The organism is Ruegeria sp. AK4, from assembly GCF_056541025.1.
In genome coordinates, this window is record NZ_JBQFXS010000004.1 from 19,392 (window position 1) to 42,053 (window position 22,662).

21 protein-coding genes and 1 pseudogene are annotated in these 22,662 nt (G+C 55.5%); 8 read left to right on the plus strand and 14 right to left on the minus strand.

From position 1 onward, the window contains the following. Positions 1-182: 182 nt before the first annotated feature. Together ACR0EZ_RS09095 and ACR0EZ_RS09100 are read right to left on the minus strand one after the other, a co-directional pair. Positions 183-929 (minus strand): SDR family NAD(P)-dependent oxidoreductase, encoded by a 747-nt coding sequence (locus ACR0EZ_RS09095; protein ID WP_480612432.1) that lies wholly within the window; start codon positions 927-929, stop codon positions 183-185. Positions 930-1,111: 182 nt separating this feature from the next. Continuing rightward, complete coding sequence (locus tag ACR0EZ_RS09100) at positions 1,112-1,921, minus strand: class I SAM-dependent methyltransferase (protein WP_480612433.1); 810 nt, start codon at positions 1,919-1,921, stop codon at positions 1,112-1,114. 116 nt (positions 1,922-2,037) lie between these two features. On the opposite strand from ACR0EZ_RS09100, the gene ACR0EZ_RS09105 reads away from it, so the two are divergent. Both ACR0EZ_RS09105 and ACR0EZ_RS09110 read left to right on the plus strand, forming a co-directional pair. After that, the gene (locus ACR0EZ_RS09105; RefSeq protein WP_480612434.1) at positions 2,038-3,081 is read left to right on the plus strand and encodes a GlxA family transcriptional regulator; all 1,044 of its coding nucleotides are present in this window, start codon (positions 2,038-2,040) and stop codon (positions 3,079-3,081) included. A gap of 71 nt (positions 3,082-3,152) precedes the next feature. Further along, positions 3,153-3,506 (plus strand): annotated as a pseudogene (locus ACR0EZ_RS09110) (DDE-type integrase/transposase/recombinase); the annotation flags it as partial. Between the two features lie 203 nt (positions 3,507-3,709). On the opposite strand, the gene ACR0EZ_RS09115 reads toward ACR0EZ_RS09110, so the two are convergent. Together ACR0EZ_RS09115 and ACR0EZ_RS09120 are read right to left on the minus strand one after the other, a co-directional pair. Next, on the minus strand, positions 3,710-4,960 hold the full coding sequence (locus tag ACR0EZ_RS09115; protein ID WP_480612435.1) for a Hint domain-containing protein: 1,251 nt from the start codon (positions 4,958-4,960) through the stop codon (positions 3,710-3,712). 245 nt (positions 4,961-5,205) lie between these two features. Further along, a complete protein-coding gene (locus ACR0EZ_RS09120) occupies positions 5,206-5,448 on the minus strand; it encodes an EF-hand domain-containing protein (RefSeq protein WP_480612436.1) in 243 nt (80 codons plus the stop codon). Positions 5,449-5,894: 446 nt separating this feature from the next. Between ACR0EZ_RS09120 and ACR0EZ_RS09125 the strand changes: the two genes are divergently transcribed. Further along, a complete protein-coding gene (locus tag ACR0EZ_RS09125; RefSeq protein WP_480612437.1) occupies positions 5,895-6,965 on the plus strand; it encodes an agmatine deiminase family protein in 1,071 nt (356 codons plus the stop codon). Positions 6,966-7,080: 115 nt separating this feature from the next. Here the strand turns inward: ACR0EZ_RS09125 and ACR0EZ_RS09130 are convergent, their stop codons facing one another. Continuing rightward, positions 7,081-7,998 (minus strand): LysR family transcriptional regulator, encoded by a 918-nt coding sequence (locus tag ACR0EZ_RS09130; RefSeq protein ID WP_480612438.1) that lies wholly within the window; start codon positions 7,996-7,998, stop codon positions 7,081-7,083. Between the two features lie 81 nt (positions 7,999-8,079). Here ACR0EZ_RS09130 and ACR0EZ_RS09135 point away from each other — a divergent pair, with 81 nt between their 5' ends. Then, positions 8,080-8,976 (plus strand): DMT family transporter, encoded by an 897-nt coding sequence (locus ACR0EZ_RS09135; protein ID WP_480612439.1) that lies wholly within the window; start codon positions 8,080-8,082, stop codon positions 8,974-8,976. Between the two features lie 816 nt (positions 8,977-9,792). Here the strand turns inward: ACR0EZ_RS09135 and ACR0EZ_RS09140 are convergent. From ACR0EZ_RS09140 to ACR0EZ_RS09150, 3 genes are all read right to left on the minus strand, one after another. Further along, positions 9,793-10,221 (minus strand): hypothetical protein, encoded by a 429-nt coding sequence (locus tag ACR0EZ_RS09140; RefSeq protein ID WP_480612440.1) that lies wholly within the window; start codon positions 10,219-10,221, stop codon positions 9,793-9,795. Positions 10,222-10,522: 301 nt separating this feature from the next. Beyond that, entirely contained in the window at positions 10,523-11,422 is a 900-nt protein-coding gene (locus ACR0EZ_RS09145; protein ID WP_480612441.1) for a hypothetical protein, read from the minus strand. Then, on the minus strand, positions 11,422-12,519 hold the full coding sequence (locus tag ACR0EZ_RS09150) for a tyrosine-type recombinase/integrase (protein WP_480612751.1): 1,098 nt from the start codon (positions 12,517-12,519) through the stop codon (positions 11,422-11,424). Before ACR0EZ_RS09150 ends, ACR0EZ_RS09145 begins: the two co-directional genes overlap by 1 nt. A gap of 271 nt (positions 12,520-12,790) precedes the next feature. Between ACR0EZ_RS09150 and ACR0EZ_RS09155 the strand changes: the two genes are divergently transcribed. Beyond that, positions 12,791-13,561, plus strand: coding sequence for a TIGR01458 family HAD-type hydrolase (locus tag ACR0EZ_RS09155; protein ID WP_480612442.1), 771 nt, complete (start codon positions 12,791-12,793; stop codon positions 13,559-13,561). Between the two features lie 130 nt (positions 13,562-13,691). Here ACR0EZ_RS09155 and ACR0EZ_RS09160 read toward each other — a convergent pair whose 3' ends face one another. Further along, positions 13,692-15,623, minus strand: a complete 1,932-nt coding sequence (locus ACR0EZ_RS09160) for an amidohydrolase (RefSeq protein WP_480612443.1) — start codon at positions 15,621-15,623, stop codon at positions 13,692-13,694. Positions 15,624-16,005: 382 nt separating this feature from the next. Here ACR0EZ_RS09160 and ACR0EZ_RS09165 point away from each other — a divergent pair, with 382 nt between their 5' ends. Beyond that, positions 16,006-17,319, plus strand: a complete 1,314-nt coding sequence (locus ACR0EZ_RS09165; protein WP_480612444.1) for an MFS transporter — start codon at positions 16,006-16,008, stop codon at positions 17,317-17,319. 126 nt (positions 17,320-17,445) lie between these two features. Here the strand turns inward: ACR0EZ_RS09165 and ACR0EZ_RS09170 are convergent, their stop codons facing one another. Continuing rightward, positions 17,446-17,748 (minus strand): SH3 domain-containing protein, encoded by a 303-nt coding sequence (locus ACR0EZ_RS09170; RefSeq protein WP_480612753.1) that lies wholly within the window; start codon positions 17,746-17,748, stop codon positions 17,446-17,448. A gap of 359 nt (positions 17,749-18,107) precedes the next feature. On the opposite strand from ACR0EZ_RS09170, the gene ACR0EZ_RS09175 reads away from it, so the two are divergent. After that, positions 18,108-18,668 carry a CHAP domain-containing protein gene (locus ACR0EZ_RS09175; RefSeq protein ID WP_480612445.1) on the plus strand — a complete coding sequence of 187 codons (561 nt, stop codon included), beginning with the start codon at positions 18,108-18,110 and terminating at the stop codon, positions 18,666-18,668. 435 nt (positions 18,669-19,103) lie between these two features. Here ACR0EZ_RS09175 and ACR0EZ_RS09180 read toward each other — a convergent pair whose 3' ends face one another. Next, the gene (locus tag ACR0EZ_RS09180) at positions 19,104-20,021 is read right to left on the minus strand and encodes a haloalkane dehalogenase (protein ID WP_480612446.1); all 918 of its coding nucleotides are present in this window, start codon (positions 20,019-20,021) and stop codon (positions 19,104-19,106) included. Between the two features lie 55 nt (positions 20,022-20,076). Continuing rightward, the gene (locus ACR0EZ_RS09185; RefSeq protein WP_480612447.1) at positions 20,077-20,421 is read right to left on the minus strand and encodes a DMT family transporter; all 345 of its coding nucleotides are present in this window, start codon (positions 20,419-20,421) and stop codon (positions 20,077-20,079) included. A gap of 186 nt (positions 20,422-20,607) precedes the next feature. On the opposite strand from ACR0EZ_RS09185, the gene ACR0EZ_RS09190 reads away from it, so the two are divergent. Further along, the gene (locus ACR0EZ_RS09190; RefSeq protein ID WP_480612448.1) at positions 20,608-21,177 is read left to right on the plus strand and encodes a TetR/AcrR family transcriptional regulator; all 570 of its coding nucleotides are present in this window, start codon (positions 20,608-20,610) and stop codon (positions 21,175-21,177) included. Positions 21,178-21,533: 356 nt separating this feature from the next. Here ACR0EZ_RS09190 and ACR0EZ_RS09195 read toward each other — a convergent pair whose 3' ends face one another. After that, positions 21,534-22,100, minus strand: coding sequence for a tetratricopeptide repeat protein (locus tag ACR0EZ_RS09195; protein ID WP_480612449.1), 567 nt, complete (start codon positions 22,098-22,100; stop codon positions 21,534-21,536). Positions 22,101-22,130: 30 nt separating this feature from the next. After that, complete coding sequence (locus ACR0EZ_RS09200; protein ID WP_480612450.1) at positions 22,131-22,619, minus strand: Lrp/AsnC family transcriptional regulator; 489 nt, start codon at positions 22,617-22,619, stop codon at positions 22,131-22,133. Between the last annotated feature and the right edge of the window lie 43 nt (positions 22,620-22,662).

A 22,662-nucleotide genomic window follows, 5' to 3' on the forward strand; every position in this document is an offset into this window, starting at 1 on the left:
GGCGTTTCGACTGGCGGTAAGAGCCCTGAACTGCCCTTGATCGCACGACTGATTTTGCCAGCGAAGCACGTCGAGAAACGCAGAAACCGGACGTTGGACTTCCCTGGCTGGACTGGCGAATTTGCGGGACAAAGCCACCCTGAATTGAGTGGCAGGTTAGCTTCTCGATACTGAGTGGGGAACTATCGGAAGGTCAGGCCCCCGTCGATGACCAGCGTCTGCCCGGTGACCGTCTCCGCCCTGCAAAAGGTCAGCGCCTGCTCAGCCACGTCCTCGATGGAAGTGGTCTTCTTAAGTGTCGCCGCCTCGCGCCACGTCGAAACGAAGCTTTCCGGCGCCCCGCCACTCATGACCGTGTTTTCCATCAAACCCGGCGCTACGCAGTTAACACGCACTTCCGGCGCCAGCGTGGACGCAAGGAACCGGTTCAGGCCCGAGACGGCGGCCTTCGTCGGTTGAAAGGCCCGGTCGGCGCCCCAAGTCCCGTGTTCGTTAGTCGAGCCGAAATTGACGATTGCGCCCCGTGCGGCGCGCAGATGCGGTGCAGCGGCTCGGGAGGCGAGAAAAGGACCGCGGAAATTGATGTCGCTGATGCGGTCCCAGGTTTCTGGGTCGTAGGCGACGAGATCGCCCGCCGGCGGCCCCCCGGCCGCGCCGGCGGCGTTCATCAGGATCGCGAGGCCGCCCAGTGCCTCTGACGCCTGCGCTACACCTGCTTCGACCGAGGCTGGGTCGCGCAGGTCGAGCCGAACGGCAACCGCTCGGCGTCCGCGCTTTTTGACTGCGTCACAGGCCTCGGCTACGCGACCCTCGCCGCTGCTCCAGCCTACGGCGACGTCTGCGCCGGCCTCCGCGAGTCTTTCTACCAATCGGCGGCCCAGGCCTCCGCTGCCGCCGACGACGAGAGCTGGCTTTCCTGCGATAGCCATGTCGTGCGTTCCTTGTCCTTGAGTCGGGTTGCTCCAACTCTGTTCTGTGCTGCCATCCTCAGATCGCATGCATGACTAACTAAGGCGAGTGCCGGCAATGCGGACTGAGCGATTGTCGAGAGTTGAACAACCTCCACCTACTCATACTCGCCGCGAGCATAGGTCGAAAGATCATCATGGATCTAGGCACCTCGGACGGCAGTCGCTGCTATGGCGGGCATCGGAACGTGGTATTCCTCGCCATCGAGAAAATCCTTTAACTGGGCATCCCAAGAGGAGTAGATTTCTTTCAGGACGTATTCATTCTGCTTGTCGAGAATAACAGCCGCCCTTGCAGCGAAATTTCGGAAATGATTGGCGAACTGTCCTTTTGGAGCTTTGAAGACCAGTGGAACTCGGGCGCTTGAAAACTCCCTAAAACCAGCCGCTTCTAGTTGCTCTCGCATGGTATCTTCCGAAGAAAGAGCGAATGGGGGCGGTGACGCAGGGACGACGGACATGTCCGCAATGCTCTGCATCGTGCCAAAGACGATCCGGAACAACGGTGACTGTGGCGGTCCAATCCAATGGCTGAGTGCTACTCGCCCACCGGGTTTCAAAACGCGCGCAATCTCGTTAAACATGGTTTCTGGGCTGCCCACATGCATAATCCCAAACGAGCAAATCACAGCATCGAAGTCAGCATCATTTTTTGGTATCGACTCGGCATCACCGGTTACAAAGCGTGCTGCGGGGAAAGCGCTTTGCGCCACCTTGACCATCGACGCAGATACATCAACGCCCTCGGCGTCAGCGCCAAGTGCGATTGCTGCGCCCGCAGCCCTTCCGGTGCCGCAGCAAAGGTCCAGAATACGTTTGCCTGGGGCCAATTCGGCCATCGCCAGAAGCGTCGGAATCGCGCCGGTCGTCACCCGCCCGGTGAATTCGTCATAGGCAGCAGCGCGGGCGTCCCATCCCTCTTTTTCTGCAAACTTGAAAGCTTCGTAGGTCATGATTTTCCTCGCGTGCTTTTGTAGTCTGCTCCAAACTGGTGGACGAAAAACGCATTTGTCAGGGTCGAACCGGCCACAAGAGGGCCAAATCGGCCATCGGATTCGAAGAGGAGAGTATGAAAATGACAACCAGGGATTTCATCGCTGAACCTCTGCGGATCGACATCCTTGCGGCCGAGAGTTGCCGGGGCGCCATTCTCTACGGCATCTATGATTTGCTGACGTCAGTAGGGTCTGCGTGGTCCTACCTCACCGAGGGCGCGCCCACTCCGCCAATGACACGAGTTAGGATCGTCGCCAGAGCCAAGGAGCCATTCCGCTGCATAAGCCGCGTCCCAGTGGCACCTGACGCGACGCTTGAAGAAGCAGACGACGCAGAGATCATCTGCCTGCCAAACTTCAGGATCGGTATGATGACCCCGCCGAAGGAGGTTTTGGGGCCGGAGATCGACTGGATCGTCGAGCGACATTCGGCAGGCGCGCGCCTGGCAACGGCATGCTCTGGCTCGGCGCTCTTGGCGGACGCCGGGCTCCTCGACGGTCAAGAGGCGACGGCGCACTGGTCCATGGCTGAGGTTTTTGAGAAGCGTTATCCGCGCGTGGCTTTCTGTCCGGACCGCACGCTTACTTTTGCAGGAGAGGGAGACTGTATCGTGATGTCAGGAGGTATGGCATCCTGGCAGGACCTCGCGCTTTACCTGATTGCGCGCTACATCGGTCCGGAGCACGCAGCGAAATCAGCGCGGTTCTATTGTGTCGATCCAAAACCCGACGGCCAAAGACACTACGCAGCTCCCAAGAGAAGGTCGCAGAGCGAGGACGCAGTCATTCAGGAATGCCAGACTTGGCTCGCCGATGCTTATGGAAAGCGTGACGCAGTAGCGCGGATGATCTCTCGCTCTGGCCTCCCGCGACGTACGTTCGACCGACGCTTCCGCGCGGCAACGGGCTACAGCCCCAAAGACTATGTGCAGTCGCTTAGGGTCGAGGAGGCCAAGCAATTTCTGGAGATGGACGACCACAGTGTCGAAGCTGTCTCAGAGGCCGTCGGGTATTCAGATTCCCGAGCGTTCCGGCGCCTGTTCAAAAAGATGACTGGTCTCAGCCCTGCTGAGTATCGACGACGATTTTCCAGCAGAGGCTTTCTTTCGGCTCGCTGAGGCCTCTTTGGCAACGCCAGCTAAGGGCTCGGTGCGGTCATTCAATCCGATCTTACGAACGACCAATCGCGGCTGCAGCATTGAAATTACTCAAGAAATTGATGAAGCGGCATGGTTGCGCCAAAGAGATCGTTGCCGACCGCATTGAATCCTATAAGGCTGTGCACAGAATATTGGGCGCGCTCGAAATACAACAGACGGGAAGGTGGCTCAACAACCATGTCGAAAATTCGCACCTGTCGTTTCGACGACGCGAACGCGCGATGCAGCGTTTCAGGCGCATGCGAAGTATACAGAAATTTACCTCCGTCCATTCCTCCGTCTACAACCATTTGAACCAGGAAAGATCGCTAGCCAGCCGAGACACCTTCAAGCTGACCCGGGCCGCTGCTCTCAGCGAGTGGCGTCAACTTTTTTCCGGATAGGTTCGCGGTTTCTGCGGCAAACTGAGGCTGGTTCGAATTAGTCTGACAGCACCCTCGCGCCGCCGTTGCCGCTTGCGCAAATCTGGTCGCAATGGTTTGCGTAGAGCTAGACGAGGACATTGGACAATTTGCAGAGCATCGTTTTGTTAGCTTGCTTTTTGGGCTGGGGCTGAACAGCTTGGGTTCGAGATCCAATTTTTCATCTAGTTGATGAGAGCAGCTTCGATGCGGCGGATAAACGGGCGAGAAGGACTTGGTTTGTATCTTCTGTCAGCAAGCTCGGGGAAAACCTCAATTAACTCCTGATATACTTGTAGATCTGCATTGAGTATGTGTTCACCTGCGTAAAAGCTTTCGAGTAGGGCATTTTCGCAGTTTACGATTTCGTGTTTGTCAAACATGATGTGGATGTAGTTTACCGTATCACAAGGATCACGGCAGACTTGGTCTCCATCACACAGATGTTTGGCGGCACAGAGCAACTCGGGTGCATGGAAATACAGTTCACAGCGCCAACCAGAAACCAGCATTCGATGCTGGGGTGATACACGCAGCTCGCGACGGTTTCCGATTGCGCCAGGCGCAAACCGGATTGGGGAATGCTTGCCCCGCCCGCAAACAGAACGTTTGCCGATCCATCTCACGGGCTGCTGTCCATGATCCAGTGTTTCAACCAGATCGCCAATTTTCAGGTCTTCGATTAGGCGATCACCGCTTGGGGTGCGAATTTGCGTTCCCTCAGTGAAACATGCGATTTCGACCGTCTCGATACTCAGATAGGTGAAACTCCGGCCGTTCGGTAGGTTGGCCGTCCCGCCGGTAGATCCAGGAGAAAACGGAGTGAATGTAGAGCCCGGAGGCAAAATCAACCGGTCGTTCCCATTGCCGCCATCAACGAAACTTGTGTTCAAACCGGCGTATATGACGTCTCTCCCGCCGCCGCCGTCCAGATTGCCACTGCCGTCTTCCGCAAAAAGCGTGTCGCGACCGCCGCCTCCACTGAGATTGTTATTTCCTGAACCGCCGCGCAGGATATCTTGACCCTGACCGCCAAAGATATTGTTGTCGCCTGAGCCGCCTTGCAGGGTGTCATTGCCACGCCCACCGCTGATGCTTCCGCCAAGCGAACCGCTATCGACAAGGGTATCGTTTCCTCGCCCACCGCTATACCCACCTGCATTCAGACCAACGGACCCACTTACATTGTCATCATTGTTGTTACCGATGTACTCGACGAACTGGCTGAATGACCCTCCGGCAAGATCGGCATCGGTATAGGCCGTTACGGTGCCTGTACTCGTGTTGGTGAAGGTAATGGAGCTTCCAGTCATAGAAACTTGGATCGCGTTGCTCAGCCCCGATGCATCAATCGTGCTATCGGGGCCAATATCCAGCGAAGCCCAAAAACCGGGATCGTTTATATCTGCATTGGTTAGAGTGATAAAAACCGGCATGTCACAATCCGCTTTTTAATTAGGTCAGTATAGTGCAATCGCTTCTTAGGTACATCTTACCCAATCGGCCGTTCAAACCCAACCATATGCAAAACGACGCATGAGAGCTGGATATGGCAAGCTCGATCCCCCTTGTTCGCAATTCGAAAGAACGGATAACTCTGAGAGGTGTGCTTGCTTCAACCAGCTGCTTAGCGGAGTCAGGCGGCCCAGGGAGGATCGGGCCGCCATTCTCAACAAGCAGATTAGCCGTTGTCTGACGGCAGTATCCCCGCTTCTTGCGCAATCTGAATCTCATCCTGATCCAGAGAACCATCTCCATTGGCGTCCATCATCGTAAATGTATCGGCATCGACATTCGGCGCAACAGCTTGCACCTCTTCAATAGTCAAAACACCATCTCCATTGGTGTCCGCAGATTGCGCTGCGGCCAGAGTGGGCAGTCCGAATGCGACGGCTGCAGCTGCGGCGACAAATTTAGGTTTCATTACGTGGCTCCTAAGTAAACGTTGGGTGGTTATGTCCGGACAGGCACCAGAAACACCCAAACGCATTGGGCTTCACCCGCAATGAGTGTGTAGGTCTGTTTTGCGCCAATCTCCGCGTGTTTGTGAGAGTCGCACTCGCAAACACCTGCTCGGCAAAATTCCCCCAATGTGACTAGGCGGTAAGTACCCGGTTCGAAACAAGCCACACGGCAAGGCTCCGCTTAGAATTCGCAGACTCGAAATGCATCAATGTCGACTTCGAGTCATCTGTTGGAATCCGATTGCGTTGCTGTTGCACCGATTGCTCTAAGGCAATCAATGTAGTCACCGAATGCAGCTGCTCCGCTCTCCGCGAGGCTATCTACGCGATTCTTGACCTTGTGTTGATGTCGACTATCCCGCAAAAATAGACAGGATCGCCATTTCTCAAACGATTGTGAGGGTTTATGAAGCGGCGTAGTATGATGGTCGGCAGCGGGGCACTGGGAATGGTGGGATTGCTCGGGATGAATAGGGCAACTGCCAATTCTGGGTTCTACGTACCGCCGGAAGAAGATCCTCACCAGCTTACTTTCATGCAATGGCCCGTAAACCGCATGGTTCATCCTGACCCTGTCTTCCTCGATATGGCTCAGCAGACGATTGCCAATATTGCGAATGCAATCAGCGAGTTCGAGCCGGTGAAGATGCTCAGTGCGGCTGAGGATCACGCAGGGGCACAGGCAAAGCTTTCGGGAAAAGTAGAGTTATGGGACATCGCCACTGAAGATCTCTGGTGCCGCGACGCAGGACCGATCTTTGTGGTAGACGGCGCTGGCGGTCTTGCCATCAGCCATGTCCAGTTCAATGGCTGGGGGGAAAAACAAGTGAATGCCCGCGATAGCCTGATTGCCGAGCGTGTTGCCGAACGTCTGGGGCTGCAGCTCTTGCCAACCGGATTACGCGGAGAAGCAGGGGGCGCGGAGCAGGATGGGCATGGTCTGTTGATTGCACACGAAAGCAGCTGGGTGAACGACAACAGAAATCCCGGCCTCAGCCGCGACGAGATCGAGCGCCGGTTGCTGACCGCCTACGGCGCTGACCGGATGATCTGGTCGCCTGGTGTCTGGGGCGAGGACATCACCGATTATCACATTGACAGTCTTGCGCGGTTTTCTGGTCCGGGGCGTGTACTGATCAATCTGCCGGATGACCCCGATCTGGAAGACCCGTTCAATTTCGCTGCCGTTGAAACACATGATGTGCTTGTCGCAAGCGGTTTGGATGTGGAGGTCATTCCTGAGCCGGTGATCCGCCGGGTGAGCAGCATCGATTTCGTAGCCTCCTATGCAAACTACTATGTCTGCAATGGGGCGGTGATTGCCGCCGAATTTGGAGACCGAGAAACCGACGAGATCGCGCGAGAAGCTCTTGCGCGGCGCTATCCCAGGCGGGAGATCGTAACTTTGAATGTTGACCCATTGGGTGAGATGGGTGGCGGTATCCATTGCGCAACCCAGCAGATGCCCGCCGTATGATCTGGTTTTCGCGTAAAGCCAGCATCATCGAGGCCGCTGCCGCGCCTTGCTGCACCCGCGCTAAAGTCCGTTCTGAGCCCATAGTTCTGAATGCTGCGTACAGTACTATGGACTGCTATTCGTTCAATTCTTCGCCCAGCCACTCGATAAGCTGATCGGTGTTTGGGTGAACGTGACGGGATCCACCGCGAAAGACGGAAATTTCCGTCGGGCGAGCGATCGTTTCGTTACAAGGTCTTATGAGCTTGCCTTCTGCAATCATCCCCTCGGTGGTTCTGCCCCAACCGAGAGCGATGCCTTGACCGGCTACAGCAGCTTGGAGAACTAGTGGATAGCTATCAAACGACACATATTTGGGACGATTGGCCGTGTCGACGCTGACAGCTTCGAACCAGTCGTCCCAGCCTGCCCAATCTTGCGGCATGACAGCATGGACTAATAACGGAAACCGTCCAACCTCATTCGGCTTAAGAGGTAGCTTTGCGTCCGCGACCAGCGACGGAGCACAAACCGGAAAAATGTCATCCGCTGCCGTAAAGGCCAAACGGGCCGACCCCGAAGCGCGGCCAGATGTCTGCATGGCCACGTCAAATGCCTCGGAGGTTTCGGTCAGTGGATTGAGGCTGCTAACGACGCGCAGTTCAACACCTGGGTGGCGTTCGTGAAATCGGGCCAGACGCGGCATAAGCCAGTAGAACGCTTCACATAGTTGGCAGTGCAAAATCAGTTCAGCAGACCGACGCTTTCCCTGAATTGCGGCTACCTCGGTTGTGATATCGGACAGAGCCGCGCCAACGACCCTGCCAAGCCGCCGCCCGGCATCGGTCAGAAATACAGCACGGTTGCGTCGCTCGAAGAGCGTGACGCCTAACTCCCGCTCCAATGCAGCGATCTGCTTGCTCACCGCTGTCTGTGTCATCCCAAGTTCCTCCGCTGCACTGGAAAAGCTCTCATAACGAGCCGCAGCTTCGAATGGTCGAAGACGAGAGAGAGGGGGATGTGACATGGTCGGAAATCCATTCCTTTTAGTCATGCAAATGGGTGAAAAATTCCTTTTTCACATGAGAGCATACATGCTTTCTGGTCAATAGTGTAATGGAGATCGGTAGCCGAGATGACGTTGACGACAACCAAAAGCCAGACCAGTCTCGCCATCTTCGCGATCATTGCCGCCGTTGCTGCTCTCTCTCTCGGCGACGCGCTGATCAAAGGAACCGGGCTGTCGCTTCCGTTGTGGCAAATGTTCATTTTGCGGTCATGCATGGTCGTGCCCATGCTCTGGTGGCTAACACACCGTCGCGGAGGGATAAGACTGGAGAATCCTGCTTGGGCCGTCCTTCGCGGCATTCTGCTCGTGCTCATGTGGTTGAGCTATTACTCAGCTTTGCCGCTTATGCCCTTATCGCTGGCAGCGGCGGCCTACTACACGGGCCCGCTTTTCATCGTCGCGTTGGCTGCAAGCGTTGCGGGCCGTTGGCCTCGGCACCGCGCCATCTTCGCAATCGCGGCAGGCTTCATTGGAGTGCTGCTCATTATCCAACCTGATACATCAGATCTTGCGCTCGGAACGCTCATGCCGATCATCGCAGCCGGTCTTTATGCCGGTGCAATGGTGCTGACATCGGTCAAATGCCGCGACGATGATCCATTCAGTCTGGCACTTGTGTTGAATGTTGCGTTCATAGTCAGCGGGGCTGTCCTAGGCGCTTTTGCTGGACAAGATGGATCGTTTATTCTCGGCCCATGGCAGATGGTAGACTTGCGACTGCTGGTCACGCTTATGGCGCTCGCGGGGTTTATCTTGATCGGCAGTGTTGGAGCAGCGGTTGCCTACCAGCTCGGGCCACCCAATACAGTCGCAGCTTTCGACTACAGCTATCTCGTGTTCAGTCTGATCTGGGGCGGTTTGTTTTTCGCGGAGCTGCCCAACTCCTTGGGTTTGATTGGTATTCTGGTCATAATTGGCGCGGGTCTCTTGGCACTTCCGAGCCAAAGTAGGAGGAATAGTTGATAGCTTGAGCTCTGCGAGAGCCAACACTCGCCCTGCTGCTCCCAATTTACACATTGTTCGGATAGTGTTGAAAAAGTCAGTTTTTGGCGAAAGCCAGTGGAAAAGCAGGCCATGGATCGACGTCACGAGATTTCGGCCAGAGGGTCGGCCAAATCATCAATGCGGCGCTGTATGTGGCGCTCATGACCTGTTGAGCGCAAACCGACACGACTTTTCTCATGTTCTGAATTTTTGCGGAAAACTAAGAGCCAGGAAATTCTGACTTTTTCAACACTATCTCCGCAGTGAAGACATTGACCACAATTCAATCAATGTCCGGTATAGGACGCATTGCTTGCTCACGCGAAAGGCAGCGAGCTGCATGCACCAAAACAAAAAAATCTCAAAAATATCTGCCCGCTCCAGGACAACAAACAGGCAATACATTGATTAGAAATGGTTTTTTGCGACACAGGGATCATCTTTCGCCTCTCTAGCTCTAGAAAGCATTCCCTGTCGAAAAAAAATCCCCGAATGATTGGAGGGCGGGTCTAGCCGAAAACGTAATGCAGACTTTTACCCGCCCCCTCACCCGGGCACCAAATTTATCTGCTCAAAGATGAAACCTACTATCCTGCAACCAAACTTTCCAAGCTACTGGCTATGGTAATAAGGATGTCGCGATATTCGCGACGGAGCGCTGCTGTAATACAAGCCAAACGTCACAAGACTCGAGACAATAGAGCACCAAATGGGAGACAGGTTTCAATTCATCGTCACCGTTTCGGATATGGCAATGTCTTGAATTTAGTTACGTGGTTTAGGATTTTCTTCATTTTATCCACCCGATCGTTGGTGACGCAGAACCTCAAAATCACCGTGTTCTGGCCATTTGCAAAACAGCAGCTTGGGGAGCGCATTTGCTGTTCCAATTTCAGTTAACTCATATGACGGTCCACGTGCTTCACCCTCCACACCAAGCGCACCAAGTCTTGTAACAACAATGAAGCCTTTAGCCTGGAGTTCATGGAATGCGTTCATCGCCGTATTGACGCCAACGCCCAGGCGGTGTGCCGCTTGCCGACAACTCAGCTTTATCTTTCCGTTATTGTTGTATCTCGCACCTTTCCACTCCAAGCGAAGCCAGATGTAGAGCATTTGGGCTTTGGGTGTCATGGCTCGCCATGCTTCTGTCTCAAGGATTACTCGGCGAACATAAGTTCCATGGTCAAAAGTCTTATTGCCGTTCTTGTCGAACTTACGCATCTTCTGTCCCTCGTCTTGAACTGCCAACTACGACGCGGTTTTGGTCAATCCAGTCCCTTAGATCAGAAACTCTGTACCTGACGCTCCGACCGATTTTTATCATTGGCGGTCCCCCAAATCGGTTTGCGTTAACCTCGAGAAAGCGTCGGGAAAGCCCGAAATGCACCTCGACTTCTGAGCGTGTTAGCAAAAGATCGGGAGGTAAGGCTGTTAGCTGCATGATGTATCATCCTGTTGCGTTTCGCTGTGCAATGAAGATGACAAGCATCGGTACTCAATAATATACTCACTGTTTAAAAAACTACTGGGGTTTCTGTTTTTTATAACAATCAATCAATGTGTTGGCAGAAATCAAAGGTTGGTCATTCCTAATTCTACCACTTTTTTTCCATGCCTTTGGCGCTCCGCTTGCCCAGATACGACGCGAAGCGATTTCAGAAAAACCAAGTTCCTGAAACGCGTTGACTGCGACGCGTTTCTTCATTCGGCAATGAGGGTAGTCTAATTCCAAGCCAGCCAAGCATTTGGCCGCCATGTTTTCTGCCTTGATGTCACACCCAGTTCTTGGCCCGCCGCCGGCAGTTACTTCCTCAGCATCGAGGTATCTCTTTGTTGCTGCAGTCAAGCCAACGGAACGTGTTTGCGAACCCGGATTTGCAGATGCATTATTCAACATGACACTGTCGGTGCCCTGAAAATATGAAATGACAATATCCTTCAAAAACCGGGTAAAATCTGTTGGGCCCAGCAAAGACAAAGGTCTTCGAAGTTCGTAGGCGCTCAAAGGCGCCAATTGCTCCTCGATCGAATTTAGCTGCGGAAATGATGCCGGAAACTCCAAGTCTGCCAATCGAAGTCTTGCGATTGGCCTGTCACTGGCTGCAAGCCTCAGGATATTGTCGTCGAACTCAGGAATTCGCACGGCTTGTTTTTCGCCTGATGAGTTGATGGGTCCTGAAAGTAAATCTTGGTAAGCGCCAGCCAATTCGAGCACTTCGTGCAGTTGCCTTCGTTCCGAGTATTCATTTCGGTCAATTCGAATTTCCTGATCTAGCAGCCCGTTTCGTCGGCGGTACACCATCGCGTGTAGGTAGCCAAGCAACAACGCGTTCCCCAGCAGAACCATCCCGTCATCATCGAGCATCACTTTTTGATCGACCATGCCTATTTTTGCTTTCCTCACTACAAACGAAGTTTTCACTATAGAACACCTCGGTCATAAGATCGCTCACTGCGAGCGCTCAGTTCGTCACACACTGTTTCCATAGCTGGTCTGAGTGCGTCGAGCGACGGCTTCACGTAGCGCTGACCGGTGATTGACAGCGGTGTGTGATTGAGCAGGCGCCCCACAATCTCTTCCAGTATTCCAGCCTCCATGGCGACCGTCGCAAATGTCCGGCGATGGGAATGAATGGACCATTGCAGACGCTCGGGTCCCTTCAAATGCCCGCTGGGCGATTTGGGCGAGGGAAACACCCATTGACGATGCAGACCGCGCAGTGGTGCCAATATCTCGTGATGAACCTGTGAGATGGGAAGATCAAAACTGCGCCCGTTCTTGGTCATCGGCAAATGGATGTGATCTTCGTGCACATTCTTCCATTCAAGCGTCAGTGCCTCGGTTTTGCGAAAGCCTGTGAACAAGAGCAATTCGTAGAAGACCTTGTGGATGGGGTTGTAGAGATCATCCACGGCCTCGCGCCATGCGCTCAAGTCCTCGATGATCGAACCGTTTGGTTGCTCCTGATACCACTCGATGGCCATCGTCGGGCTTTCCGGCAGATCATGTACGCGCCGCGCATGGTTCCAGACTGTCCGAAAGTACTTTAGAGTATGATTTGCTGAAGATGGCGTTGCAGCCATGGATCTGTGACGCTCAACGACCATCGACTTGGTGATCTCGTCCAGCGGCAGGCGCAGCCAATCTTTCAAATGAAGCTCGAACTGCTGACGCACACCGGATCGGTGGGCCTCAGACCGAAGCTTGGGACGTGCCAGATAGGTTTCCATTGCCGTCTCAAGCGTTGGCGCGCCGATCTGTATGCGCTTGCCCGCTCCCCTGCCCCAGTCCAACGCAAAACCCAAAGCAGTTTGGCGTGCGACGTCCGCAGAAATCAGGGGGTAGCGCCCGATTAAAACCCGTCGGGTTTGCCCTCCAACGTCTTTCTGGAAATACCAGGTTTTCGACTGTTTCCCCACGAAGAGAACAAGCCCCTTTACCTCGACATCCCAGTGCTTGGCGGTACCGCTTTTTGTCTGCGGAACCTTGCGTGCGAATGTCTCTGTGAGCTTTGGCATTTTGTCAGCTTTTTGTCGGAACTGGATTGATACGCAATGATACGCCATGCAACACGGTATGACTAATATTTAAATGAAATGAAACTGTTAGAAAGTCCAAGCAACACCATGAAACTGGTCATCATTGCTTGGAAGGCAGGGGCTTTACCATTAAGCTATACCCGCTCAATGTTTCGCTTTCCTATGTGATGGCTAAGTGGGCGTCAAGAGCGAACCATCGCTTGGGCAAATTGACCCGAGAGAAAGGGTTTTCGTAGTTTAAGAGGTAGGTGTGAGCAAAGGCGTTCTGTTTGATATCGCAGGTGTTCTGTATCAGGGTGACAAGCCGCTGCCGGGCGCTGCAGAGGCTGTCGCAACCATTCGCAACACAGGACTTCCGGTTCGCTTTCTGACAAATTCCACCCGACGACCGAAGCGCGTTATTCTGGATAAGCTACAGAGCTTTGGAATAGACGCGGATGCCACCGAAATCCTCACACCAGCGGCGGCAGCCTGTGCTTGGTTAGAGGAAAACGGTTTTGCGCCACATCTGCTGATCCATCCGGATCTGGAAGAGGATTTTGCAGCGTGCCCGAGATCCGGTCCCCAAGCGGTCATCGTTGGCGATGCTGGCTGCTTCTTCACCTATGAACGGTTGAACGCGGCCTTTCGCCTGATCAAAGACGGGGCTCCCTTTCTTGCATTGGCGTCGAACAGGGTATTTCGTGATGCAGACGGTGAATTGAGCCTGGATGCTGGCGCTTTCGTCCGGGCGCTTGAGTATTCGAGCGGTAAAAATGCTTTTTTGTTTGGGAAGCCTTCGCCAGCGTTCTTCCACTCTGCCGCGCAAAGCATGGGGCTAGAGCCTGCTGACGTCACGATGATTGGCGATGATGCCGAAAGCGATATCGCGGGCGCTTTGAAGGCAGGCTTGGGCGCGGCTGTTCTGGTTCGAACCGGAAAGTACCAAGCTGGTGACGAGGCGCGTTATGAACCGAGACCCACTGCGACCGCAGACGGTGTTCATGCCGCTGTGGAACTTGTCATTGAAGGGCGGGATTGAGCGATATTGACACCGGCCCGTTTGACCCAATGTTCGCTGCGAACGCCATATCTGAGGTCCGTCGAACTAACTCAATGCAGGAAGCCCTCAGCCCGTTCTGTTTGTTACGACAAACTCCACGCGTTTTTAGCTATTGGTTGCCTTCGGTCGGCGCGACAAGCGATGCAGTGACGATGTCGCCCAAAGTGCGGACCACGCAGGCGCCTGAATGCGGTGCTCGGGCCAGAACCGATGGCCGCATTCGGCTCAACGCACCGGGCGATTTCTGCATTTCTTGGGCAATTGCGAACGACCGCAGGAAATCCGCATAGGGATCGCTGCCATTGCCGCGTGGTTCGTAGTTCAGACGCCCTTCGCGTATTCCTTCCTCGTAGATCGTTTCATCTTCTTTAATGGTGGCAACGACCCGGTTCTGATCCAGTTTTTCAGGATCAATGGCGGTGGGGTCTTGCGCCAACAGAACAAAATCCGCGAGCTTCCCGACCTCGATTGAGCCTTTTTGATCTTCCTCGAAATGCTGCCACGCTGGCCAGATTGTCAAAGCCTTCAAGGCCGTCATTACGTCAACGCGTTGGTGTGGCCCAAGAATGTCTCCGGAGCGGGTCCGGCGTGTAACGGTCGCATCGAGTATGCGCATGCTGTCGGGGAACGCCACCGGAGCATCATGGTGCGACCCGAACATCATGTCCCGTTCTGCGAGCCAGCCTGTGGGCGAAATATTGTCTGCGTTGACCGGTCCAACCGTGTGATCACGATGCCAATCACCCCAGTAAAACGTGTGCATCGGAAAAAGCGACGGAAACACGCCAAGGCGTTTATATGCATCCACCTGATCTTCACGCATGAACTGACCGTGGATCAGTACCGGGCGGTTTCCCGGGTCGCCGAAATTGGCTTGAGCAACCTCCAGCGCCGCGATCAGCATGTCCGAAGCACCTTCGCCATTGGCGTGCGTGATGATCTGGAAACCGTGCTCGTAGCACCAGTTCACAGCCTCCTGCACCTGCTCCATCGTTACGGCGGCATAGCCAGCGTAGCCCGCGGGATAGTCACCTACCGGATCGTAATAGGGTCGATCCCGAAGCGCCGTGAAGCCTTGCGGTGACCCATCGATGGTCAATTTACAGCCGCCAACGCGGATACCGTCTGCGTATTCGGATGAAGTGTTTTCAGCGATGTAGTCTTGTGCCTCCAACACGTCTGGAAACGCCACGACATCGATCGGGATTTTGCCTTCGGCGGCCACGGCTTTGAGGGCTTCCACCACTTCTGCAGAAGAACGCCCGTCTTGAGCCGTCGTATAGCCAAAACTGGCCCAGAGCTCCGCGCCTGCCTCGGCGAAGGCCAACAGGGCATCCGGGCCAAGTTGACCCAGAATTGGAACAAGCGCGCCGAAGAACGCATATTCCTCAAGAACTCCGTTTGGCTCTCTATTTGCGTCTCGCTGAATGATGCCACCGGCAGGATCCGGCGTGGACGCATCAAACCCCACAAGTTCCAGCGCCCTGGAGTTGGCGACCCCGATGTGCCCGGATTGATGCACAATGATAATTGGCAGGTCAGTTGATACTGCGTCCAACTCTCCGCGGGTTGGATGCCGCAGCTCAGCGAGTTGAGCGTTATCGTAGCCAAACCCGATGACAACACCTGCGCGTTCGACAGCGTCGGTGTTTTCTTCAACCCATACGCGCAACGTCTCTTGTAGACTTGCAATGTCCGTGACCTTGCCGTCAGGCGGGGCCAGCAAATTGGCTGAGAGCGCTTGCAATCCGCCAAACACTACGTGCCCATGACTGTCGACAAACCCCGGAAGCATCGCCCGGCCATCCAAGTCGAACAGTTCGGTGGCATCTCCCTGCTTGCTCATAACCTCTGTCAGACCACCGACCGCCAGAATGCGTCCGTCCTTGACGGCTACAGCCTCGACGGTCGGCTGTTCATCGTTGATCGTCAGGATTGGTCCGCCCGAATAGATCGTGTCGGCAATTTCCTGTGCGGTCGAAGAAGCTGCGATGATCGTGGTGCCAGCGACAACTACTGATCCGAAAAGTCTAAATGACATCTGTTCGTTCCTTCAATTTGCATCAGAATAAACCCAGACGGTCGCCACATGGGTACTGCAGCATCAGGTGCCTTCGACTCGACCAGTATAAGCTTTTCTGAAGGATCGAGTCGCTGCCACAAGTTTTTTTGATCCACTAAAGCGTGAAAAGGGCTGTCCAGACTCATGAATTCAAATTTGAATTCAGCATTGGGTTCGGAGCCGATTTCGAAGGCAGCGCGGCGCTTCCGTGAGACAGTCGTTTGACACCCGCAATCAGCGCTGCGATGCCTCACCCGTCCGGCAAGGGGACCGTCGCAGGCATCCGTGGTATTGCTTGGCAAAGCGCTTTGGCACCGTCTACACTCCGAGAACGTTGGATATTACTTGGCGGAGCAACGTCATGACCAATGCATCTGTTCCTGCGACCCGGTTTCGCTGGACCATCATTGTCCTTTTGTTTTTGATCAACACGATTAACTATGTCGACCGCTCGGCGATTTCCTACGCGGCTCATGCCATTCAAAGTGAGTTCAGCCTGTCGGCTTCTCACCTGGGTTTGGTGCTAGGTGCATTCGGCATCGGGTATTTTCTTACCACGCTGCCCGGCGGTTATCTCGCAGATCGATTTGGAGCCCGCAGGACGTTTACGCTCGCGGTTTTGCTCTGGTCCGTTGCAATTGGCTGGACCGGCGCGGCGACGGGTTTCGCGATGCTTTATTGCGCGCGTATGGCACTTGGGCTCGCCGAAGGGCCGTCCTTTCCGGCGCATTCGCGGGTATTGGAGCGGTGGTTGCCGCCACATGAACGGTCCACCGCGATGGGCACCGCTTTGGTGGCGATCCCTCTGGCTTTGGCCGTGGGTGCCCCTTTGGCAACATATGTCATCGTCGAGTTTGGATGGCGCATCATGTTCTTTGGCCTCGCCCTGCTGGGCATGCTGTGGTTGCCCGCCTGGCTCTGGCTTTCCAGCGATTCACCGGAACAATCGCGTTTCGTGAATGATGCCGAACGGGACCTTGTGAACGAAGGTCGCAGGGATACGGGTGCACCCGCCAACAGCGACCGGATTTCGCGCCAGGACTTCAGGGTTCTGTTGAAAACCCCAACCCTTCTTGCCAGCTACTGGTCCTATTTTGTATTTGGGTATCTGATCTTTTTCGTGATGACCTGGTTGCCTGAATTCCTGCGGACGACCTATCACTTGGACCTCAAACAGATCGGATGGGCTGCTGCGATACCCTGGGCCGCCGCGGCAGTTACCTTGTATTCAGTGGGGCGCTTGTCGGACTGGTTGCTGATCAGAACCAGGACCCTTCGGATCGCGCGAACTTATCCTATGGCAATGCTACACGGTCTTGTTGCGCTGGCCGTTCTGCCGCTCGCCTTTGTGGACAGTCTTCCGATCGCGCTGATCTGCATATCGATCGCTGTATCCGCAGGACTTGGTGCCAACCCGATCTTTTATGCGGTCATAGCCGACATCGTGCCGCAACGCGCGGGGACCTGCATGGGCATTATGAATAGCGGTTTTGCATTGGCTGGTTTTCTGGCACCCGTCATCACTGGCTTCGCGCTGGACGCAACCGGTACGTTTTCAGTCGCGTTCGGGTTGATCGCCTTCTTTGCAGCATCGTCTGTGATCGGGTTGCTGGTGTGGCACCACCCGGATATCAGCGCCGAGGCCGCAAATCATTCGGAGGGTGGCGCTTTTTAACCTCGGGCCGGGCCTCATTGCGACGTGATTGAAACACTGCTTTTGAACGACCACACGCTGCAGCCAGCCTGAGCCGATTGGCACCGGCCCCAATCGTTCCGTTTTCCGGGACTGCCCAAAGTTAGATCACATTTTTCGCAGATATGCCCAAGAGACATATCCCTTTAACCCGCGCGCCCGCTTCAGGGAAACCCGGCACCAACGGGTGCCTCCGGTCTGCTCGCAACTGTGAACCCTCAACGCGGTTCCATTTGGAAGACCGACGATCACATTGAAACCTATTCCGGGCCCCGCCCGCAATTTCAGCATGTCTCCGTCTTCGACGCCAAAAACTTCGTATTGTCCAAGTGACGCCGCTGCTGCGGGTTCAAAATTGATGATCGCGCCTAGGAAAAACGCTGTTAACGGTGGGAAGATAAAACTTCGCATCTGTATGCCCGATTGTTGCCTCATCGGCGATCGTAGCGCCTCTGATCAACAAGAGGAACTGGCAGAGAACGGAAATTCGCGGGAAGCAGAGGCTGCGAGGTCGCTTGGCGCTTGCTCTCTCGGCGCTCAAGCGGACCAAAAGACAATTTCATGCAAGCGTCGTCGAGTGACCGCTACCCGAGACTTTGGACAGCTTGTTTTGCGAGACCAGCCAAAGGCCATCTTGCCGCCCAAGGTTCGATTTCGCGATGTCTGACTGAGGACAGGCAAATTCCCGCCGGGGAATTGGCAGATATCTTTTCATAACCCGCAATATCGTCGTAAAACTCCGAGACCACTCAAACCGACAATGAAGCTTCTTGCAGAACAGCGCCCGCAAAACGAATACGATTTGGTCGCCCCTGACCGGCATCGCCCGCGTTGCAGTTGCGATGGGGCTCGTTGTTCTTGTCTCTGCCTGCACACAAAACCCAAACGACGCGGATATCGATCCGGAACGTCAGTTGATGGCGCTGCAAGAGGTTTCGAAAAAGCAGGCTCGCGGGCAAAGGGTTTGGTGCGTGCCCTACGCACGCAATCTCAGCGGCATCGAAATTCGCGGCAACGCCAAAGACTGGTGGGGCAAGGCGCATAATATCTTTCAGCGAGGCAATGAACCGGTTGTCGGAGCTGTCATGTCGTTTCGGGCAACCCACGGAATGCCCCTTGGCCATGTGGCTGTCGTCTCGGATGTTGTCACCGACCGTGAAGTTGTCGTGAACCACGCTAACTGGCACCGCAACAAGGTATCCTTGAAAATGGGCGTCAAGGATGTGTCCAAAAACAATGATTGGACGCTGGTCCGGGTCGAAAGCCATCCGGGCCGGTATGGCAGTTTCTACCCGGTGAACGGATTCATCTACCCGAAAGATGACGGTTAGCCCAAACCGAATTCCCTTCGCGCCCATCGAAAACCCGTGGAAGGCGTTGCAAGCGTCCCTCACCTTGAAAACAAGTCTTGTGCATTAACTGACTGTTTAGTGAAGACGAATGATGGCGGTTTTTCGTAGCTCGGAAAGAGTAAAGCCTGAATTTGGATGTCTGCTTTTCTGGTTGGGTATCTGGGTCAAACCCGTTTTCCTTCGTTGCACGGGATCAGTGTCGCTCAGTCGGGTCACGCTTCTCTTCGCAGTCCGGGTGATACCGGGTGGGGCATCGCTGCACGCATGTGTCGGATTGGTTGCGGATAGCATCGGTTAGGGACGCGCTCCTCGTTCCGGACGTTCTCTGCGCACGTGACTGTCCTTGTCAAAATAAGCACCGCGAACATTGCCGCTTCCACCCTGTTCGCGGTTTTGTTCCACAAGGTTCCGTGGTCAGGTTTTTGCCGTTCCGGGTAAGAGCTTGAAAGCCTTCAGTGCCTGCTCGGCCACTTCAACGCCTTGTTCCTGTACGAAATGTCCCGCCTGCTCAACCTCCATCGGCTCGGGACAGCCGCGGATCACCGTCTGCATATGGCGCATCACGTTGGGGCCGAGCATCTTGTCCTGCATTCCGATTGCCATGAAGGTTTCACCTGTCCATTCCTGCGACCAGAACTTGCCTGCGCGTTGCGAGATCGCGACGCCAGGGGCATCCATCGTGGTGGCGACCATCTGCGGGAACCGGCGCACACCGGCCTTGTAGCGCACATCCGGGAAGGGTGCGGCATAGGCTTCGGCTTCAGCGGCGGTGATCTCGGGGGCGTATTTCTGCATGACTGCCGCGAGCGGCACATCAGGGTTCGCAGTGATCGTTGCCTTCCATTCGTCAAAAGCGGGGTTGTTGGCGGGGCCTGCCATAAGCGCGGTGTTCATGATGAGCAGGCGATTGAAACGATCAGGCATCTCCATCGGAAGGGTCAGACCCAAAAGCCCACCCCAATCCTGACAGACCAAGGTGACGTTCCGCAGGTCCAGCCGCGCGATCAGGGCCAGCATGTAATTCCGGTGAAAGTCAAAATGATAGGTTTCGTCGTCGATCGGCTTGTCAGAGCGCCCGAACCCAAGCCAGTCGGGGGCGATCACCCGCACGCCAGCGCGCATAAAGACCGGGATCATCTTGCGATAGAGGTAGCTCCATGTAGGTTCGCCATGCAGGCAAAGAAACACCTCGTCAGCGTCACGCGGACCTTCGTCCAGATTGTGGCCGCGCAGGCCCTCGTAACCAGGTAAGTCTTCTACATAATGCGGGGTGAAACCGTAATCCGGCAGGTTCTCGAATCTTTCGTCGGGTGTGCGGAGGGCTTCGATCACGGCGATACCTCTGGTTTGGGGAGCTTTTGAAGAAGATACTTAGTTTCTCAGAGCGTCAATGTGCAGCAGTGCTCGACAGCGTGTTCAACACCACCACCCCGGTGACAATCAGCCCGATACCGGCAATTCCGGCAAGGTCCAGCTTCTGCCCGAAAATCACGAACCCGAGCAGCGCGACCAGTACGATGCCAAGCCCCGCCCACATCGCATAGGCAACACCGATGGGGATCGATTTAAGCGCGAGCGTCAGGAAGTAAAAGGACAGCCCGTAGAAGGCGACCATGAGCGCCGTTGGCAAGGCTTGGGTGAACTGTTCCGACTTCTGGAGAAAGGCTGTGCCCGTCACCTCGAAAACAATGGCAAGCGTCAGGGCAAGGTAGGGAATGGTGAGGAAATGCATGCGGTTGGTCCTTTGGTCAATGGATCTACGCCGTGGTACGCCCGCACCGACTGGCGTTTTCCGGGGTTTGCAGCTTTAGGGTTTTAGGTCATATGACCTAACTTGACACCGATTTAGGTCAATTGACCTTGGTGGTCAAGAGGCGTATGTGCAGCCGTAAGTTAAAAAATTGCCAAAGGGGGCCGCATGGCCGCACAGGACCGCAAGACCTTAATACTCGACGCGACCGAAGCGCTGCTTCTGGAAATCGGCAATGCGGAACTGACTATGCGAAAGGTGGCCGCTTGTGCGGGGATCAGCCTGGGCAACCTGCAATACCATTTTGCGACACGCGAAGACCTGCTGCTTGCGCTGCTGCTGCGCTTCCTTGAGCCGTACGAGGCCAACTTGAACAGGCGGGACACCGACGGTTCGGCTGATCTGAAGGCGACGCTGCGCAGCTTGTTCCTCGAGGTCCTGTCGCATCCGGATTTCGACCGCTATTCGACCATTTTCAAAGAAGTCTGGGCGGCGGCAAACCATTCGTCCGACATTCAGGCTGCACTCGACGCCTACTATGCGCGCCTCGCAGCCTTTTATCAGTCCTCGTTGGTTAGGGCGGGCGTAGAGCCGTTGCAGGCAGGCCAAGCCGTGCTGATTTTGCTCCCCCTGTTGGAAGGCTCTTGCGTGAACCGCAAGGTGCTTGGCAAATCCGCCGAAGAACTCGCCACCGCCTGGACCGAGGCCTTTGCCCTGATCCTTGGGCAGGAAAGATAGCGGACTTGTGCATGGTGAGGGCTCCAAGTTGCCCACCGCGCTAGTCAACCAGCATCGCGTTCTCTTCGCCTGCAACGAACGGCTGGTTCAACAGGCGGCGCTGCAGAATTTTGAAGATGTGTCGCCACCCTCGAATTGGCACTCTCATCCAGCGGCCAGCGCAACCAATCTTTCAAGTGCAACACGAACTGGTGACGCACACCGGATCGGTGCGCCTCGGACCAAAATTTGGAGCGAGCCAAATACCCGCTCGTCGTTTTGGACTGAGTGATCCTTGTTCTGCACAGCGTCAGGAACCGAAATGGCCTCCAGAGTTCCTTACGGCAGCGTTTCACGCGCATCTGCGACTACGGCGGTCAGATGTCCTGTCCCGGTGCTTCCAAAGGACCTCCGGGCGCCAGCAAGGCCCGTTCGGACAGCCACGGGTTCAGCTCAAGCGCATCGGTCAAGGCATCCCGCGCCTCGGCCAGACGGTTGAGGCCCAACAGGGTCAGCGCCCGGCCGATCATCGCCGCCACGTGGTTTGGCGACAATTCCAGCGCGGCGTCCAGATCGATCAGGGCGGCCGCGAAATCCTGTCTGAGGTAGTTCACAAAGGCACGCTGGTTGTACCCCTCGGCATAGTTCGGGCAATACGCGACCAGTTGATTCAACTCGCCCAAGGCTCCGATCAGGTCCCATGCCTCGCGCCGGGCCATGCCGCGATTCAGCAGCGTTTGGGATTTTGCGTCGGGCGCGTCCGTCCACAACTCCCACATCTGGTGCGAGATCACCCGGGCGTCGCTTTGCGACTCGGCCCGCTGAACCTGCGCAATCAGCGCATCCACACCGTCGATATGGTCCGGCGCGGCGGGGCAGTCCTGCGCCTCGGCGGCGGTGGCGATTGCCGCGAGCACGGCCAGCATGGGGAACATCCGCTTCATACCCCAATGGTGGGGCTGGATCGGTATCCGTCAACTCGGACTGTCGGGCGCGCCCAGCAGCCCGGTCTCTTTCACCGCCTCCATCGCCACGAAGGTCGAGGTATTGGCGACATGCGGCAGCGACGAGATTTTTTCCGCCAGCACCGCCCGGTATTCCGACATCGACCCGGTCCGAACCTTGAGCAGATAGTCGAAATTGGATGCAATCATATGAGCCTGTTCGATCTCGGGGATCCGGCGAACCGCCATGTTGAACTCTTTCAGCGCCTTTTCGCGGGTGTCCGTCAAGCGCACTTCGACAAAGGCCACGTGGTCCAGCCCAAGGCGAATCGGATCGAGCATGGCCCGGTAGCCGGTGATGACCCCCTCGGCCTCAAGCCGCTTCAGGCGGGCCTGTGTCGGCGATTTCGACAATCCGATCTGCCGGGCCAGGTCCGCGACCGAGACACGGCCATCTTCCGCAAGTACCTTTAGAATGGATTGATCGAACCGGTCCAATCCCGGAAAGTCTTTTTGCATCGCCTATGACCTGAATTTCAGTAGATTAGCCTACACTATCACA

Coding starts and splice junctions, on each gene's coding strand:
- ACR0EZ_RS09095 (WP_480612432.1), bottom strand. CDS start 929: ATGGCTATCGCAGGAAAGCCAGCTCTCGTCGTCGGCGGCAGCGGAGGC.
- ACR0EZ_RS09150 (WP_480612751.1), bottom strand. CDS start 12,519: ATGCCAAAGCTCACAGAGACATTCGCACGCAAGGTTCCGCAGACAAAA.
- ACR0EZ_RS09130 (WP_480612438.1), bottom strand. CDS start 7,998: ATGACTAAAAGGAATGGATTTCCGACCATGTCACATCCCCCTCTCTCT.
- ACR0EZ_RS09200 (WP_480612450.1), bottom strand. CDS start 22,619: ATGCAAAAAGACTTTCCGGGATTGGACCGGTTCGATCAATCCATTCTA.
- ACR0EZ_RS09120 (WP_480612436.1), bottom strand. CDS start 5,448: ATGAAACCTAAATTTGTCGCCGCAGCTGCAGCCGTCGCATTCGGACTG.
- ACR0EZ_RS09190 (WP_480612448.1), top strand. CDS start 20,608: ATGGCCGCACAGGACCGCAAGACCTTAATACTCGACGCGACCGAAGCG.
- ACR0EZ_RS09170 (WP_480612753.1), bottom strand. CDS start 17,748: ATGCGAAGTTTTATCTTCCCACCGTTAACAGCGTTTTTCCTAGGCGCG.
- ACR0EZ_RS09185 (WP_480612447.1), bottom strand. CDS start 20,421: ATGCATTTCCTCACCATTCCCTACCTTGCCCTGACGCTTGCCATTGTT.
- ACR0EZ_RS09165 (WP_480612444.1), top strand. CDS start 16,006: ATGACCAATGCATCTGTTCCTGCGACCCGGTTTCGCTGGACCATCATT.
- ACR0EZ_RS09100 (WP_480612433.1), bottom strand. CDS start 1,921: ATGACCTACGAAGCTTTCAAGTTTGCAGAAAAAGAGGGATGGGACGCC.
- ACR0EZ_RS09115 (WP_480612435.1), bottom strand. CDS start 4,960: ATGCCGGTTTTTATCACTCTAACCAATGCAGATATAAACGATCCCGGT.
- ACR0EZ_RS09140 (WP_480612440.1), bottom strand. CDS start 10,221: ATGCGTAAGTTCGACAAGAACGGCAATAAGACTTTTGACCATGGAACT.
- ACR0EZ_RS09160 (WP_480612443.1), bottom strand. CDS start 15,623: ATGTCATTTAGACTTTTCGGATCAGTAGTTGTCGCTGGCACCACGATC.
- ACR0EZ_RS09105 (WP_480612434.1), top strand. CDS start 2,038: ATGAAAATGACAACCAGGGATTTCATCGCTGAACCTCTGCGGATCGAC.
- ACR0EZ_RS09135 (WP_480612439.1), top strand. CDS start 8,080: ATGACGTTGACGACAACCAAAAGCCAGACCAGTCTCGCCATCTTCGCG.
- ACR0EZ_RS09125 (WP_480612437.1), top strand. CDS start 5,895: ATGAAGCGGCGTAGTATGATGGTCGGCAGCGGGGCACTGGGAATGGTG.
- ACR0EZ_RS09195 (WP_480612449.1), bottom strand. CDS start 22,100: ATGAAGCGGATGTTCCCCATGCTGGCCGTGCTCGCGGCAATCGCCACC.